Source organism: Vibrio sp. 10N.286.51.C3 (genome assembly GCF_003050065.1).
GTDB lineage: Bacteria > Pseudomonadota > Gammaproteobacteria > Enterobacterales > Vibrionaceae > Vibrio > Vibrio crassostreae.
In genome coordinates, this window is record NZ_PIGC01000001.1 from 205766 (window position 1) to 220279 (window position 14514).

The following is a 14514-nucleotide window of genomic DNA, read 5'->3' on the forward strand; positions in this document are numbered from 1 at the left end:
CTGACCATCTGCTTTTAAGACCTAAAGTTTGGGTTGAACTATCGAGCGACGGCGCCACCGAGTTCTAGGTTGGTTGGCCATGTGGTTACAGTGTTGCCGCCTAGATAGATGTTGCCTTTGACTGTCATGGTATCGGGAAACGTTGTGATCCCAGAACCACCTATATATAAGTCACCATCAATGATTATCCCGTTTGGTAGTTCTGTTAAAGGCGTACGAATCACGCTCAGATCGCCTTTCACTCTAAAGCCATTAGGTAGCCTCTGAAGTGGAGTATCAGTGAGGTTGATAAAACCACCCACTCTTACGCCTCTTGGCCAGCTGGTGATTTTGCTGCCAATTAAGTCGGCGTAGCCTTTTATCTTAATTCCAGTCGGAACTCGAGAGAGCTGGCTGTTAGAGCCTTTGAGGCTACCGTTAACTTCTAAGCCTTTAGGCAGGCGAGTGATCGCTGTGTTCTCTATATTTAGATTGCCATCAACAATTAACCCAGTGGGTAGTGATGTATAAGGCTTATTTCGTAGATATAAGTTTCCGTAATTGTCGAGATGGTTCAATATTTGATACTGATCGAGTGGTTCTGCAGTCACATTTGTTATGGTTAAAGAACCAATAATAAGTGCAATTATTCGGAGCATAACGAGCTTCTTATTACGATAGACGTTAACACTATAATGAAAAAATTATTCTCGCATAGTGTTTTACTCATTTGTTGGTAGGTAAATAGGAATCAGAGACAATGAAAGGTAAATCTATGATTCGAATAAAGCGTCAAATTCTGACAATTTTTGTGATTTTATCCGCGGTGCTTTGCTCAATATCAGCAAGTGCTAATAAAATAATATCAACGCCAGCAAAGGCGGCAGTCGTCGTCACTCAGAGTGGTTCACAGCAACGAGTTTGTTATTACAATGATAGGGCATATAGTGTCGGTGCTATCGTTGAGGTGTCGGGTGTTGTGATTAAATGTGCGGCTGAAAATGACTTTGAGACTAATGGTGCTCTAGGTTGGGTTGAAATAATAAAAAAAGACGAGCAATAAACTCGTCTTTTAATAGTGTGCGTGTAAGTGCTTATATTAGCGAGCTAGAGAGCGAGTCTTAAGTTCGAAAATAATCTTTTCAGCGCTTACTTCAAATTTAAAGCGTGCATGCAATTCTGTGCTTTCTTCAGTCATCTCTGACGCTTCAAATTCAACATTGCTAGACACTTGCTTTGCTAACTCAACGTACTTAGCGAATTCAGCTTCAATAAGGGCTTTAGAGTTACCGTAAACTGTTACCTCAGCAACATCGTCGCCTTCTTTGATGATGAACCCGATTTCGCCCGCGCAGCCGCAAGCTTCACATACGTCGTTGTTACCAATATCTTGGCTCATAAATAATCCTCTTACAAAATCTGAGGTTATTCTAACGAGCAATTTGAACTGTATCTACAAAAATTAAAATCTTTGAACTAATTTGCATTGGTATGCTATGTTGTTTGTTACGGGGTTAAATGAATATGTACATTCGCGCCGACAAATATGTATGTGATCTATCTCATGTTTTGTTGAAAAGCAGTGTCATTAATTTGTTAGAATATCATTCAGTTAGTTGCGTCGTGACTAATTTTATAAGACTATCTATTGCTTGATAGGTATTTATACAATGAATTTATTGTTGGGTATTTGATATTCTAAGTAGTTATTTTAGATTAACCACTTAGAGCGGTAAGGTTACTTTCGAAGAATAATTAGACAAAGTGCCCAAAGAGGCAGCACTGTAAAGTTGTTTATGCGAAGTACTGGTGGGTATTTTAATGGAAATACTTGCGAAAAAATGCCTTGCTCACATAATGCTGATAACAATTTTCATTCTGACTTCATTTGATTGAGTTAGATGGATTTACAAAGAGAAGAGCCTGAATATGCCAAAGCGTAGTAAAGAAGATACAGAAATCACAATCCAGAAGATCATGGATGCCGTTGTAGACCAGTTACTAAGGTTGGGTTACGACAAGATGTCATACACGACGTTGAGTCAACAAACAGGCGTTTCTCGTACAGGTATTAGTCATCACTTTCCAAAGAAAACGGATTTTACTGCTGCTCTAGACGGTCGTATTTTCAAGATGTTCATGGAACACATTGACTTCGAAAATGGCCTTGACGCATTTTCAGCTAGCTGGGTTGCAGCACTTGAAGACGCTGAGTTCCTAGCAATCTTACGTTTACTTTTCCATCATATCGTTACTGCTGAGAGCGCTCATGAGTTCGCTGCAAACGGTATTGATCGTCTATACAAGCTGACTGAAACTCAGTTTGGCGATTCTAGCGGTAAAGAACTTGAGTGGTTGATTGGTAAATCATTGATTCGAATGAGCCAATAATCAACACACAATGAAAGAAGCTCCTGAGGGGGCTTTTTTTGTGCCTGCAATTTCATTTATCTCGCTCTTTTTCTCTTGCTCTCACACCGTTGCCGCTAACTGTATTTAGTTCCAAATGAAGTTATTTCTTTTCTTTTTAAATGCTTACGTTTGCCTCTTATATTCAATCTTAGTTGCAAAAAACTAAGCAACACTAACTGATACTGTTTATTTCTAGAGCCTCAAACGCTCGGAGTGAGACGTTGTGGGGTTCATTGCTATGGTTGCTAATAAAATTAAGTTTAAGGCGAGAGAGAGGCTATGAGCCAATAAAAAGCCTCGATAAAATCGAGGCTTAGAATGGCTTAATTGTTATTAGGAACGAATACTCAAAATGAGTAGGTTCTAAATCGAGTCTATTGGGCGGGGTGAACCTGAGGAAAGCTCATGGTAGGGTGCTTTTCTACGATACTCTTGTAGCCGTATACATCCTCAATCATCGAAGGTTGAAGAGCCTCCCAAGGGCTGCCATCGCAAACCAAGCTACCGTCTTTTAATACTACGAGTCGATCAGAATATTGAGCGGCTAGGTTTAGGTCGTGCAAAACCACGATAACGGAGGCATTGTGGTTGTCGGCTAGCTCTCTCGCGATTTTTAAAGTGTTGTGCTGGTGGGCGAGATCCAGTGCTGATGTCGGTTCATCGAGCATTAAGATGCATTGGTCACCAGAGTGGTGAAGCTGAGTTAACACTCGAGCTAAGTGAACGCGCTGTTTTTCACCGCCAGATAGCGAGGGGTAGAGCCTTTCACTCAGGTGAGTGACATCAGCAACATCCATTTTTTGTCTAGCGATACTAGTGAGCTTTTTGTTGGATTCTTGCAGAGGAATACCACCAAGTTCGACAACTTCGTGCGCCAGAAATGGGAAGGTCAAGGTACTGTGTTGAGGAAGCATCGCCAAGTGTTTCGCCAGTTTCTGAGAAGGCCACTTGTCTTTGGTGTGCCCAAAATACTGGATATCACCCTTGCTCGATATCTCCTGACATAAGGCTTTTAGCAGTGTGCTTTTTCCTGCGCCGTTTGGTCCAAGCAGTGTTGTTACCTTTCCTGCTTCAATCTCAATAGAAACGCCATCTAATATCACTTTACTGCCGAACTTCACTTCGATATCGGTCGCTTTTAACGCTGAAGGAAACATTAAAGGATTCTCCCTTTCTGTTGAAATAGAAGGTACAAGAAGAATGGAGCACCGATAATCGCAGTGACAATACCCACTGGCAGCTCTGCTGGTGCCAATACCACGCGTGAGAACATGTCTGCGGCGGTTAGCAGTAGTGCGCCTAGCACCGCTGACAATGGCAATAGAACTCGGTGGTCAGGGCCTGCCAACATGCGACTTAAATGAGGTATCACTAGGCCAATAAAACCAATCATGCCAGATAGGCTAACTGTGATACCAACGCCTGCGGCAGTCAGTAGAATCAGCTTTCGCTTGAGTTTCTGTACTGGGATGCCAAGGTGTTGCGCTTCTGACTCACCCAGTAATAGAGCATTCAGTGACATTGCTTGGCGGTAGAAAACAACAAACAACCCAACGAGTGTGATAGCAGCCAGTAAAATACCTGACCACTTAGCGCCCGCCAGTGAACCCATCGACCACAATGAAAGATCACGCAGCATTTGGTCATCAGCAATGAAATTCAAGAAGCCAATACCAGCGCCAGAGAGCGCACTGATCGCTACACCCGCCAACAACATGATGGTGACAGAGGTGCCGAATTTGCCAGTACCAAGCTTGTAAACGAGCAGTGTGGTTAAAGCACCGCCAAGAAAAGCGAACACAGGAACCGCAGCAAAGTTCATGAAAGCAGGGTATTGAAGCGATAGCTCAGAGAAAAGCACGATGGCCAGTGCTGCACCTAGCGCCGCACCAGCAGACACACCAATGATTCCAGGTTCAGCAAGCGGGTTTCGAAATAAGCCCTGCATGACAGCGCCACATAACGCGAGAATCGCACCAATCAACATGCACAATATGGTTCTAGGCAATCGAATTTCTTGAATGACTAAGTTGATGTGAGGTGCTAAGTCATTGTTTCGGTTAATTAAGCTTGTAGCGCTGTCCGCCAAGCTGATGTTCATTGGCCCAACAGTGATTGAGTACAGCGCGACAAAGGCTAGGGTTGCACCTAGGCCTAACATCGATGTTTTCAGTGGGACGGATCGTAACAACATAAAGGGCCTCAATATCTATCGCTAACTTTAATTCCTTCTACCAACAACGTGAGTCTGTGGATAAAGGGAAGTGGAATAGCGATAGCAGAAATAGGGTAGTCGAGTTATAGCGGATAGATAAGTGCGTTTAATCGCTTAGCTTCTGAGAGGCTTTCCAGACCAAGTCCGCCAACCAAAGCACTGCCATTTACGGTAATGATTTGCTTGTTCATGCCTGCTGGAGTCGCCGCTAACATAGGTAATGATTTAAGGATGGCATCCGCGCCGCCCATTTTTTGGTAGCTACGACCACTGACTAAGATCACATCTGGCTGCATTTCTACCAGTGATTCCATTGAAAGTGGCTTGTAAGACGTTAGGCTCTGAGCGGCAGGGTTGATACCACCAGCTAACTCGATGATTGCGTTTGGCGAAGTCTCACCACCGGCAACGTTCGCAGGGCGACCTTCATGCAACAACAGGAAAAGCACCTTCTTCGTTTCGTTGCTTGATACTTGGTTCGCTTTCAGTGCAGCAATCTTCTGATTTACTTCAGCTTTAACTTGCTGTGACTGTTCTTCGGTATGGGTAATCTTGGCGATTTGGTCGATACGCTTTAACAGCCCTTCAACGTTTGCTTCAGTATTCACAATCTCGACATCAACGCCTGCCGATTTTAATTGAGAGATCGCGTTGTCTGGTCCCATTTCATCAGAACCAATCAGTGTGGTTGGCTCTAGGGCAAGTAAACCTTCCGCAGACAGGTTTCTGTGGTAGCCAATCTTTGGTAGGTTTTCAGACTGAGGAAAGTGGCTGGTTACATCTATCGCGACTAACTGCTCTTCAGCACCCAATGCCAAAACCAACTCAGTAACGGCACTGCCTGCACTGATGATTCGAGGTTGTTCAGTGTCGTTGGCCATTGCGGTTGGTGCGCTAAGTGCTAAGCTCATTGCGGCCACTGAAAGAAGGTGTGTCTTGATCTTTAATTTATTGAGCACGTTTAAGTTGTTCATAATATTTATCTTTATACTTTCTTGTGATGGAGAGTAATTGCGAAGATACTCAGTGAGAAGTCCGTTCGCATTGTGAGTTCGAATCTATAGAGAGGTTTAGCTCTGGCTATTTGGTCTTAGTAACTAGAGCCTAACCTCATGAAAATAGAGAGTTGTTCTAGCCATCGTCAGTGAGCAATTGAGTCGCTGGTATTCCGTTCTCTTGAAGGAATGAAAGCAACTTCACTAGGTTCTCCACGTTGGCAGCTTTATCTGCGCCAATGATGATCGGCTTTTTATCCGCAGAACCTGTCTCTTCTAACAAGGCTATCTTGAAATTTTCCCAGTCGATGTACTCTTGGCCGTTAATCGCCCAGTAGGGTTCGTGGTCTAAAATATTGACACTAATCGAATCTTTGTGGACTTCAGAAACGTTTTTGACATCCGAGCTTGGCAGCTCAACTTCTAGCGATTCCAGCTTTACCGATGCAGTAAGCAATAGGAAAACCATCACGATAAAAATGATGTCGAGTAACGGCGTTAAGTCAGGAGCCAGGCTCTGTGTGTTCGATGAGTGGGGCGTTTTAATCATGCTTGGCTCACATCACCGATAGAGGTTTTGTTGTCAGGCTTACCTTGAGTATCATCGGATTGATTCGTTTGAATCGACATGCCTTCTAGCCACACATTCACATAGTTCAGAGTATGTTCTAACTGAGCAAGCACTCGGTCAGCCCAAAGGCCTAATAGTTGTGCACCTGAAATAGCAGGAAGTGCAATCATCAAGCCTGCGGCAGTCGTTCTCATTGCTAATCCAAGACCGTCTGCCAAATCATTGGGCGTGATGCTGCCTGTTGTCGCGGCAACACCTTTGAACATTTCAATAAGGCCAAGTACCGTGCCAAGCAAGCCGATGAGTGGGCTGATCACGCCGATCAAACCAAGCAGTCTTAAACCTGCATGAAGCTGGTGGCGTTTTTCTTGTAGCCAAATGCCAGCAGCATCTTCACGCAACCCTTTTGAGAAAGAGTGGTGAGCAAGCAACATTGACACGCCCTTGTACAGTAGCGGGCGTTTATCTGAAATCGACTGAGCAAGCGCTTCAATCTCTTTACTGTTGGTTGGTGAGATTTGGTTTAGCTCACGACGAATGGCTCGTTTGCCCACACCAATGCTGAGCATGACTTGGAATACACGCTCTGCGATGATCATTGCTGTTAGTGCTGAACAGATAAGAAGAGGCCAAGCCATTAAGCCCAGCTGATCTTGTAAGTAACTGATTTGTTGCATGATTAATCCAACCTAAAACGAACAGGTATTTGTACTCGGTGAGCAATCGCTCGACCATTGACAGTATGAGGTGAGAATTTCCATTGTTTAATGGCGTCTAAAGCGGCGTTATCGAGCATTAGTGCGCCTGATGAATTTACTAATGCTTGTTTAATTTGTTTGCCTTCTGCGTCTAACCAGATCTCATAAGTTGCAACACCTTCAACGCCACGACGTCTGGCTTGGCGAGGATAATTCGGCGGTGTAGGGCGTGCAGAAAAAGAAGGCTTAGTGATTAGCACTGGCTCTTGGTTTGATACGCCTTGGTTTACTTCCTGAGGTTGGTTGGCAGACTCGTCCATATTCTTATCGACTTTCTTGTCGGCCAACTTCTCTGCTTGAGTGGCTGGTTTCAGCTCTGGGTGTTCTCTTTTAACTACCTTTTTCTCAGTCACTGGTTTCTTTTGAACTAGCTTTTTCTCGACGACCTTCTTCTCAATTACTTTTTTCTCAACTTTCTTTGACTGAGGCTTATTGGTGAGTGCTTTTTTCTTTGGGGTTGGCTTAGCTTGCTTTGGCTCAACCGTTTTTGGTTCGACTGGTTTAGGTTCGGCTTGCGAGACTGTTTCTTTTACTGGCTCTGGTTCAACAGGTTCTGTGATTGTTTTTTGCTGAGCTTGTGAAGGAATGCTCTTAGGAGTGAAGTTGATCGATACGGTGCTCGATTGGCTACCTGCAGGCATCGCAAATACTTTGGATTCTTGAGCGACAAACAACAACGCTGCATGAATCACTAACGATGCTCCGCCTGCAATAACATATCTAGGAACGTTCACAGTCAATCCTTTACCAAATCAAAATTCTGTATCGGATTATTGCTTAGAATCTAAATAAGATCAATTATCAATTGCATTATCATTTGCGTGTATCTATGCTTCTCTCAGTTTTTAGCGAATAGTCTTCCAGGCTTTGCTATGTAAGTGTTTAGAGAGATTATATGAGTCTTGATATTTATAAATTTGACGAATCAATCTTGGGTGTTTCTAGCCCTGATCCGCTTCGTTTTGCGTTTGCCAAAAAGCATTCTGCACACGCCGGAGGAAGTTCAATTCCGGTCGACCCCAGTAAGAAGTTAGAACTCTTTGATGAACTGATGCTAAGCGAAGGGGAAAAACAGGATAAACGTTGCCTGTATATCCACATTCCTTTCTGCCGTGTGCGCTGTACGTTCTGTAACTTCTTCCAAAATGCTGCAAGCCGAAAATTAGTGGATGAGTACTTCGATGCTCTGATGGTTGAGTTAAAGCAGAAAGCCAAAACGCCTTGGGCTCAGTCTGGATTATTTCATGCTGTTTATATCGGCGGGGGAACCCCAACCGATTTATCGCCTAAACAAGTCGAGTTATTAGGCAAGGCTATCCGCCAACACTTCCCACTCGCCAATGATGTGGAAATGACCTTAGAAGGGCGCATCAATCGATTTGGCGACGAGATGTTTGATCGTGCGCTTGAAGGTGGCTTCAATCGTTTCTCATTCGGTATTCAAAGTTTCAATACTCAAGTTCGACGCAGTGCTAAACGCCTAGATGACCGAGAGGTTGTGCTAGAACGTATCAGTTCACTAAGCCGTACTGAGCAAGCACCAATCGTTCTTGATTTGCTATACGGATTACCACACCAATCTATGGAAGTGTTCCAACAAGATTTAGAAGACTACATGTCTACTGGCGCACACGGCATTGACCTCTACCAACTGATTGTTGCGGGCAATGCACCTATGCTTAATCTTGTTGAGAAAGGAAAAATCCCACCGCCTGCGAATACGCCAGATAAGGCGAGTATGTACTTGGCGGGTGTGGAGTTCATGGCAAAAAATAAGGTCAAGCAACTGAGCGTAAACCACTGGACTCGTGATAACCGCGAACGCAGCATTTACAACAGCTTAGCGAAAACTTATGCCGAGGTTCTACCCATTGGTTGTGGCGCTGGTGGCAACATCGGCGGTCATGGTGTGATGCAGCATCGAACTTTAGACAGCTACATGGAGTCTATAAAGCAAGGTCAATTACCTATTGCCATGATGACGAAACAAAGCTCATTAGAGCCTATCTTCTCAACATTAAAGGCAGGTTTCGATTCTGGTGTTGTTAGAAGAAGTACGTTGCCGACCTTTATGGGACAAGACACGTTCGATTACTTGAAGCCTCTGTTCTCACATTGGGAAAAGAATGGCTTGGTTGAGCTTTCGGAAGATTATCTGAGCCTGACTGTTGCTGGCAGCTTCTGGGCAGTAAGCCTCGCTCAGAGTGTGATTCAAGTGCTTAACGCTGAATATCAAGCGATGCACCCAGCGCCGAAAGCGTCAGGTTCGGGCGTTCACCCGCATGCAAGCTTGAAGCACGCTTAATATCGAATTTTAAATTTAAAACTTACGTAAATTACTCGTTTATACGGAAATATATTCAATGACAGATACAACATTAGAAATGACAGAAACTCTAGAACAACGTGTCGCTCGCATTCTAGAAGAAGAACCAAAACTGCTTCCTACTGCGATTGCTGAGAAGCTAGGTGTTTCAGAAGTTGAAGTGGTAGCTGCTTTTCCAAACGACATGGCAGTGATGCTAGATGGCAGCCGTGCTCAAGAAATTCTAGAAGGATTAGTGGGTTGGGGCCCTGTGACCACAATCGTGCATTCATTCGGCTCAATCTTTGAAGTAAAAGCGCCGTTCCCTAAAGGTAAAGTAGCGCGTGGTTACTACAATCTGATGGGCAAAGAAGGCGAGCTTCATGGTCACCTGAAACTCGACAATGTCAAACAGATCGGTTTAGTGAGCAAAGCGTTCATGGGTCGTGAAAGTCATTACTTCGGTTTCTTCAGTGAAACGGGCGAGAATATTTTTAAGATTTACCTAGGCCGCAACGAAAAGCGTGAGCTGATTGCCGACCAAGTAGAACGCTTCAAAGCGCTAAAAGAACAAGCTTAAGCACAGTTAACGGCAAGCTTAACTAAGGTTGCCAACTGGCTTAAACAAGACATCAATGCTCGAGGATCGTTTAGTTCGCTAATGATCGCTCAACCTCGGGCAAAAATAATAAATCAGAGAAAGTGAATAAAGGAATTACCCATGGAACAGCAAGTAAAACAAGAACGTCTACAAGGTCGCCTAGGTCCAGAAATTAAAGAGTTTCGCCAAGATCGCCGTACCCTTCAACTTGCAACGGTTGATGAAGAAGGCCGCCCAAACGTAAGTTACGCACCTTTCGTTCAGAACCAAGAAGGTTACTTTGTTCTAATTTCTGATATCGCTCGTCATGCTCGTAACTTGAAAGCAAACCCTCAAGTGTCTTTGATGATGATTGAAGACGAAGAGAGCTCGAAGCAGCTTTACGCACGTAAGCGTCTAACGTTTGATGCGCAAGCGAGCGTTGTAGAACGTGAAACGGAGCTTTGGACTCAAGTTATCGGCCAGATGCAAGAGCGTTTCGGCGAGATCATCGATGGTTTGAGCCAGCTTCAAGATTTCTCTCTGTTCAACCTTAAAGCAGATAACGGACTGTTCGTGAAAGGTTTTGGTCAAGCATATCAAGTATCAGGCGACGATTTGGTGGATTTCGTTCACCTGCAAGAAGGCCACAAAAAAGTGTCTAACGAGTAATCTCGTTTAACCTACTTCTTCAGGAGCCCTCCAATGTGAGGGCTTTTTGCTATCTCATTATCAAGCAGGGAAACTGCGGGTCTTTTAGCTAATAAACTCAGACTCAATCAAAGAGTTTGGTATATTGGCGTTTGATGATTATTTATGTGTAAGGATCGGTACGTGAAACCAGTAAGTCGAGATTGGGACGAGTTCTGTTACCCATTTATCTATGAAGACAGTCCTATCTGTGATTTTGAGATTTTGTCGGATGAACTTTGTTGCCGAGTTGGGCTGGTGTTGTCTTTAGAGCTAGAGCCTCAGGTTCGCGAGATCCTGCAACGCTTGCAGCCAAACATCTATCACTTGAATGGCTCTGTGCGCGGTAAGCTTGCCATCACCGAATTTGAATTGGTCGAGCTCAAGCAAGACTATCACCGTATCCGTGAGCAGCTAGAAGGTGGTTTTAAAGGCTTTGTTTTACCCGGTGGGCACCGAGTGTCTAGCGAGCTTCACTTGTGTCGTTGTCAGGCTAAAAAGGTCGTGCGAGCGCTAGTCAGTATTGAGCATCATGAAAGCAAAAAGTCACCAGACCCGATTCTTTTTAAATACGCAAACCTAGTCGCGAACACTCTCTATGCGTTGGCCTCTTTTACCAATCATGTCAATGAAGTCGAGGAAGTGGAATTTGTGAGTAAGAGCTATTCTATGCCAAAGAAGTCTATGCCAGAAAACAAAGACTAACGGTTGGCTCTATTCTCATTCAGGTTGGAATAAATAACAGACAAAGAAGCTAAACAACGAGTTGATACTTGGTTTAGCTTCTAAAACAGAGCCTAAGCAGCCGTAGAGGCGTCGTTTAATACTTTTGCGCCGCGTAACATGGCTTCGATTAATTCGCCCGCGTTAAACTTCTCAAGCGCTTCATGTGCCCCCACCTGATTGGCACGGTCAACACAGATTTCACTGGACAATGATGTGTGCAAAATACAGTAAGCATGACTCAATGCGCTGTCGTTCTGCACTTCAAACGCAAGCTCATAACCATCTAAACCTGGCATCTCGATATCACTCACCAGAAGGTCAATGGCATTGCCAGCGCTGGCTTGGCGTCGCATTAGGTCGATGGCGTCTAAGCCGTTGTTACAAATGCTGTAAGGGATGTTGATGCTGTCTAAGGCATCAGATAACTGTTTACGCGCAATCAAAGAGTCATCCACCAATAAGATGTTCAATGCTTTGAGGCGTTCTCTCTCTACATCGGTCAGCATCGGGATATGCGCATTTTCATAATCTGGGTAGATCTTAGAAAGCAGCAGTTCCACGTCGAGCATTTGTACAATACGGTCTTCAAAACGCGTAATACCCGTTACAAAAACATTGCGACCCACACTGGTGGGTGGAGATTCAATACTCTTCCAGTCGCATTCAATGATCTTATCAATCGAACGAACCAAGAACGCCACAACGGTTCTTAAACAGTCGGTGACGATGAGTACGCAATCTTGGTATTCAGCGGGTGTTATCGGACGGAAGCCAATCGCAGCGGACATATCAATCACAGGAACCGTAAGGTCGCGGATAGTCACTGTACCAATCACGTGATGATGAGAGTAGGGGATCTGAGTCATCGGCTGAAAAGGGACGATCTCTCTGACCTTAAGCGTGCCAATCGCAAAACTTTGAGTGAGGGATAACTTGAACATCAACATTCCCTGTGACTGACTCGCTTTACTGATCGGTTTGGCCATAAGTGGCTCCTACTTAATACGCGCTTAATTTATAAGGATTAATTTAAAGGGAAATGGAAGCCGCAGCAAGTCGCGATGCGGTTTTTAGTGGCCTTTAAGGCAGTTGTTTTCGCTTATAGAGTGAAGAATAGCGGTTCTTGGGTTAAAATCACGCTAAACGCTGGCTGTCGATGGATTTATGTCGATAAGCCGTTAGCGGCAAACAGATTTACAACAGTCAGTTCATTAGCGATGTTCAAAGCAACCGTCGAAAGTAAACTGGCAGCAACAAACTGAGAATTATCATGGCAAGAACAGCAGCAGCGCTTCATATTTTGGTGAAGCATAAAGAACTAGCAGAAGACATCATGACGCAGCTTAAAAAGGGCGCTAAATTTCAAACGCTAGCGAAGAAACATTCAACCTGTCCATCAGGTAAAAAGGGCGGCGACCTAGGCGAGTTCAAAAAAGGTCAAATGGTGCCTCAGTTTGATAAGGTTTGTTTCTCTGGCGAGACGCTAGTACCACACCTTGTGAAAACAAAATTTGGTTGGCATGTGGTTAAGGTTCTTTACAGAACTTAGCAATAAATATGTGATAGATTGAATAAAAGGAGCGTATATACGCTCCTTTTTTGTGACTTTTTTGCGCGTTTTAAAGCAATACGGTTGAGTGTTCATCCCAGACGTTATGCGATAATTAGCGCTACGCCCTTAACTATCCGCCGTGACTAATCGTTGGGAGGAGGAGGGTTTTTAATGAGTAACTCATATAATAAATGCCATTCTTAAGGAAATTTATGCAGCTTTGCCTTTTAGCCTTTGTATTTATCTAGAAAGCTGTAAACGAGTTTGGTAGGAGAACACCATGGAGAGTTCAGCTATGTTAAGCAACCCAGCGACAGATGTCATATTGCATGCCTTTGACTGGTGCTACGCTGACGTAATGAAGAACGCCCCACTGATCCAAGAGTTGGGTTATAAATCTGTTTTAGTTTCACCAGCAATGAAGTCATTACGTGGTCCTAAAGGCTGCGATCGAGATTCTGGTACTCAATGGTGGCAACGCTATCAGCCGCAAGACTATCGTGTGATTGATAATCAGTTGGGTGACACACAAGATTTTAAAGCGATGGTCGACACGTTAAAGCAACATGGGCTTCGTACCTATGTAGACGTCGTGTTTAACCACATGGCCAACGAATCGGGCATCCGCGGCGATTTAACGTACCCCAACCAGCAAGACATGACGTCTTATCAAAAAGATGCTGACTATTACGAATCGATCCGCTTGTTTGGTGATCTTTCTAAGCCTTTATTTGATGAAAACGACTTCGTGGAAGCGTTTGGTATCAAGAACTGGAAAGACACTTGGGAAGTGCAAAACGGACGTATTACCGGTGGCGCTAGCGATCCTGGCCTGCCAACGCTGTTGGATAACGATAATGTGGTTGCGCAACAGCGAGCGTATCTAAAAGCCTTGAAAGCGATTGGTGTGAAAGGATTTCGCATTGATGCGGCAAAGCACATGACACTAGCACACCTACGTAAGGTGTGGACTGATGACATCTGCGAAGAAATGCACATCTTCGGTGAGATCATTACCGATGGCGGTGCGACAGAAGAAGAGTATGAGCTTTTCCTTGAGCCATACCTTAAACACACTCGTTTAGGGGCGTACGATTTCCCGTTGTTCAACACCATCTTCAAAGCATTTGAAGAGCAGGGCAGCTTTAAGTCTTTGATTAACCCTTACTGTTTTGGTCAAGCTCTGTCGAACATGCGAGCTATCACGTTTGCAGTAACTCATGATATTCCAAACAACGAGGTGTTTTTGGAGCATGTGATGGAGGAAGTGGACGAGCGATTGGCTCATGCTTTCATTCTTGGTCGAGATGGCGGTGTGCCACTGGTTTACAGTGAATTAAGCACCAGCGGTATTTTAGATGAGAATGGTCAGCCTCGTTGGCTTAACGATTGGCAAGCACCTTACATGAAAAACATGATTCAATTTCATAACCATGTTCATGGCGAAGCGATGCGTGTGGTTGAAGCGAATGATGATTTGCTGGTGTTTGTTCGTGGTGATAAAGGCATTGTGGTGATCAACAAGTCGAAACGAAGCAAAACAGCCTCATTAAATTGGACTGGTGCAGTGACCGATTTATTGTCTGGAAAAGTGTTCGACTGTGTTGGTAAGGACTTAACTATTAAGGTTGAACCCAACCAGTGCATGATGTTGACGACGAACGAATTGAAGCCTGTCATGAGTTAACTCGGATAGGCTAGAAAGAGAAGCCCCGCTTACTGGTAATCAGT

17 protein-coding genes are annotated in these 14514 nt (G+C 44.3%); 8 read left to right on the top strand and 9 right to left on the bottom strand.

Features of this window, described 5'->3' with window-relative positions; translation table 11 throughout:
* Positions 1 to 38 precede the first annotated feature (38 nt).
* On the bottom strand, positions 39 to 638 hold the full coding sequence (locus CWO27_RS00835; RefSeq protein WP_048662376.1) for a hypothetical protein: 600 nt from the start codon (positions 636 to 638) through the stop codon (positions 39 to 41).
* A 101-nt stretch (positions 639 to 739) separates the two neighbouring features.
* Between CWO27_RS00835 and CWO27_RS00840 the strand changes: the two genes are divergently transcribed.
* On the top strand, positions 740 to 1042 hold the full coding sequence (locus CWO27_RS00840) for a YnjH family protein (protein WP_102478883.1): 303 nt from the start codon (positions 740 to 742) through the stop codon (positions 1040 to 1042).
* 36 nt (positions 1043 to 1078) lie between these two features.
* On the opposite strand, the gene CWO27_RS00845 is transcribed toward CWO27_RS00840, so the two are convergent.
* A complete protein-coding gene (locus CWO27_RS00845; RefSeq protein ID WP_017062761.1) occupies positions 1079 to 1378 on the bottom strand; it encodes a YfcZ/YiiS family protein in 300 nt (99 codons plus the stop codon).
* Positions 1379 to 1908: 530 nt separating this feature from the next.
* Between CWO27_RS00845 and CWO27_RS00850 the strand changes: the two genes are divergently transcribed.
* Complete coding sequence (locus tag CWO27_RS00850; RefSeq protein ID WP_102433067.1) at positions 1909 to 2370, top strand: TetR/AcrR family transcriptional regulator; 462 nt, start codon at positions 1909 to 1911, stop codon at positions 2368 to 2370.
* A 395-nt stretch (positions 2371 to 2765) separates the two neighbouring features.
* On the opposite strand, the gene CWO27_RS00855 is transcribed toward CWO27_RS00850, so the two are convergent.
* The 6 genes from CWO27_RS00855 to CWO27_RS00880 all read right to left on the bottom strand — a co-directional run bounded on the left by CWO27_RS00855 (position 2766) and on the right by CWO27_RS00880 (position 7664).
* On the bottom strand, positions 2766 to 3548 hold the full coding sequence (locus CWO27_RS00855; RefSeq protein WP_107898375.1) for a heme ABC transporter ATP-binding protein: 783 nt from the start codon (positions 3546 to 3548) through the stop codon (positions 2766 to 2768).
* Positions 3548 to 4585, bottom strand: coding sequence for a FecCD family ABC transporter permease (locus CWO27_RS00860; RefSeq protein ID WP_107898376.1), 1038 nt, complete (start codon positions 4583 to 4585; stop codon positions 3548 to 3550). The genes CWO27_RS00855 and CWO27_RS00860 overlap by 1 nt, the downstream gene beginning before the upstream one ends.
* Positions 4586 to 4689: 104 nt before the next feature.
* Positions 4690 to 5580: a heme/hemin ABC transporter substrate-binding protein gene (locus CWO27_RS00865; protein WP_107898377.1), complete on the bottom strand. Its 891-nt coding sequence runs from the start codon at positions 5578 to 5580 to the stop codon at positions 4690 to 4692.
* 157 nt (positions 5581 to 5737) lie between these two features.
* The gene (locus tag CWO27_RS00870; RefSeq protein WP_102433070.1) at positions 5738 to 6151 is read right to left on the bottom strand and encodes an ExbD/TolR family protein; all 414 of its coding nucleotides are present in this window, start codon (positions 6149 to 6151) and stop codon (positions 5738 to 5740) included.
* Positions 6148 to 6849 carry a MotA/TolQ/ExbB proton channel family protein gene (locus CWO27_RS00875; protein WP_102433071.1) on the bottom strand — a complete coding sequence of 234 codons (702 nt, stop codon included), beginning with the start codon at positions 6847 to 6849 and terminating at the stop codon, positions 6148 to 6150. Before CWO27_RS00875 ends, CWO27_RS00870 begins: the two co-directional genes overlap by 4 nt.
* Positions 6850 to 6851: 2 nt before the next feature.
* Entirely contained in the window at positions 6852 to 7664 is an 813-nt protein-coding gene (locus CWO27_RS00880; protein WP_102433072.1) for an energy transducer TonB, read from the bottom strand.
* A gap of 161 nt (positions 7665 to 7825) precedes the next feature.
* Here CWO27_RS00880 and hutW point away from each other — a divergent pair, with 161 nt between their 5' ends.
* The 4 genes from hutW (at position 7826) to CWO27_RS00900 (ending at position 11210) form a co-directional block, all read left to right on the top strand.
* Complete coding sequence (gene hutW, locus CWO27_RS00885) at positions 7826 to 9235, top strand: heme anaerobic degradation radical SAM methyltransferase ChuW/HutW (RefSeq protein WP_107898378.1); 1410 nt, start codon at positions 7826 to 7828, stop codon at positions 9233 to 9235.
* Between the two features lie 58 nt (positions 9236 to 9293).
* Positions 9294 to 9815, top strand: a complete 522-nt coding sequence (hutX, locus tag CWO27_RS00890) for a heme utilization cystosolic carrier protein HutX (protein ID WP_102433074.1) — start codon at positions 9294 to 9296, stop codon at positions 9813 to 9815.
* A gap of 141 nt (positions 9816 to 9956) precedes the next feature.
* On the top strand, positions 9957 to 10487 hold the full coding sequence (hutZ, locus tag CWO27_RS00895; RefSeq protein WP_107898379.1) for a heme utilization protein HutZ: 531 nt from the start codon (positions 9957 to 9959) through the stop codon (positions 10485 to 10487).
* Between the two features lie 162 nt (positions 10488 to 10649).
* Positions 10650 to 11210 (top strand): ATP:cob(I)alamin adenosyltransferase, encoded by a 561-nt coding sequence (locus CWO27_RS00900; RefSeq protein WP_102433075.1) that lies wholly within the window; start codon positions 10650 to 10652, stop codon positions 11208 to 11210.
* Positions 11211 to 11302: 92 nt separating this feature from the next.
* Here CWO27_RS00900 and CWO27_RS00905 read toward each other — a convergent pair whose 3' ends face one another.
* Positions 11303 to 12217: a chemotaxis protein gene (locus CWO27_RS00905; protein ID WP_048662365.1), complete on the bottom strand. Its 915-nt coding sequence runs from the start codon at positions 12215 to 12217 to the stop codon at positions 11303 to 11305.
* Between the two features lie 281 nt (positions 12218 to 12498).
* On the opposite strand from CWO27_RS00905, the gene ppiC reads away from it, so the two are divergent.
* A complete protein-coding gene (gene ppiC, locus CWO27_RS00915) occupies positions 12499 to 12780 on the top strand; it encodes a peptidylprolyl isomerase PpiC (RefSeq protein WP_258185064.1) in 282 nt (93 codons plus the stop codon).
* Positions 12781 to 13063: 283 nt separating this feature from the next.
* Positions 13064 to 14470: an alpha-amylase family glycosyl hydrolase gene (locus CWO27_RS00920; RefSeq protein ID WP_055319368.1), complete on the top strand. Its 1407-nt coding sequence runs from the start codon at positions 13064 to 13066 to the stop codon at positions 14468 to 14470.
* The last annotated feature ends 44 nt before the right edge of the window (positions 14471 to 14514 follow it).

Bases quoted from the DNA above. Each gene is read 5' to 3' on its own strand.
- CWO27_RS00835 (WP_048662376.1), bottom strand. From the start codon at position 638: ATGCTCCGAATAATTGCACTTATTATTGGTTCTTTAACCATAACAAAT.
- CWO27_RS00840 (WP_102478883.1), top strand. From the start codon at position 740: ATGAAAGGTAAATCTATGATTCGAATAAAGCGTCAAATTCTGACAATT.
- CWO27_RS00845 (WP_017062761.1), bottom strand. From the start codon at position 1,378: ATGAGCCAAGATATTGGTAACAACGACGTATGTGAAGCTTGCGGCTGC.
- CWO27_RS00850 (WP_102433067.1), top strand. From the start codon at position 1,909: ATGCCAAAGCGTAGTAAAGAAGATACAGAAATCACAATCCAGAAGATC.
- CWO27_RS00855 (WP_107898375.1), bottom strand. From the start codon at position 3,548: ATGTTTCCTTCAGCGTTAAAAGCGACCGATATCGAAGTGAAGTTCGGC.
- CWO27_RS00860 (WP_107898376.1), bottom strand. From the start codon at position 4,585: ATGTTGTTACGATCCGTCCCACTGAAAACATCGATGTTAGGCCTAGGT.
- CWO27_RS00865 (WP_107898377.1), bottom strand. From the start codon at position 5,580: ATGAACAACTTAAACGTGCTCAATAAATTAAAGATCAAGACACACCTT.
- CWO27_RS00870 (WP_102433070.1), bottom strand. From the start codon at position 6,151: ATGATTAAAACGCCCCACTCATCGAACACACAGAGCCTGGCTCCTGAC.
- CWO27_RS00875 (WP_102433071.1), bottom strand. From the start codon at position 6,849: ATGCAACAAATCAGTTACTTACAAGATCAGCTGGGCTTAATGGCTTGG.
- hutW (WP_107898378.1), top strand. From the start codon at position 7,826: ATGAGTCTTGATATTTATAAATTTGACGAATCAATCTTGGGTGTTTCT.
- hutX (WP_102433074.1), top strand. From the start codon at position 9,294: ATGACAGATACAACATTAGAAATGACAGAAACTCTAGAACAACGTGTC.
- hutZ (WP_107898379.1), top strand. From the start codon at position 9,957: ATGGAACAGCAAGTAAAACAAGAACGTCTACAAGGTCGCCTAGGTCCA.
- CWO27_RS00905 (WP_048662365.1), bottom strand. From the start codon at position 12,217: ATGGCCAAACCGATCAGTAAAGCGAGTCAGTCACAGGGAATGTTGATG.
- CWO27_RS00920 (WP_055319368.1), top strand. From the start codon at position 13,064: ATGGAGAGTTCAGCTATGTTAAGCAACCCAGCGACAGATGTCATATTG.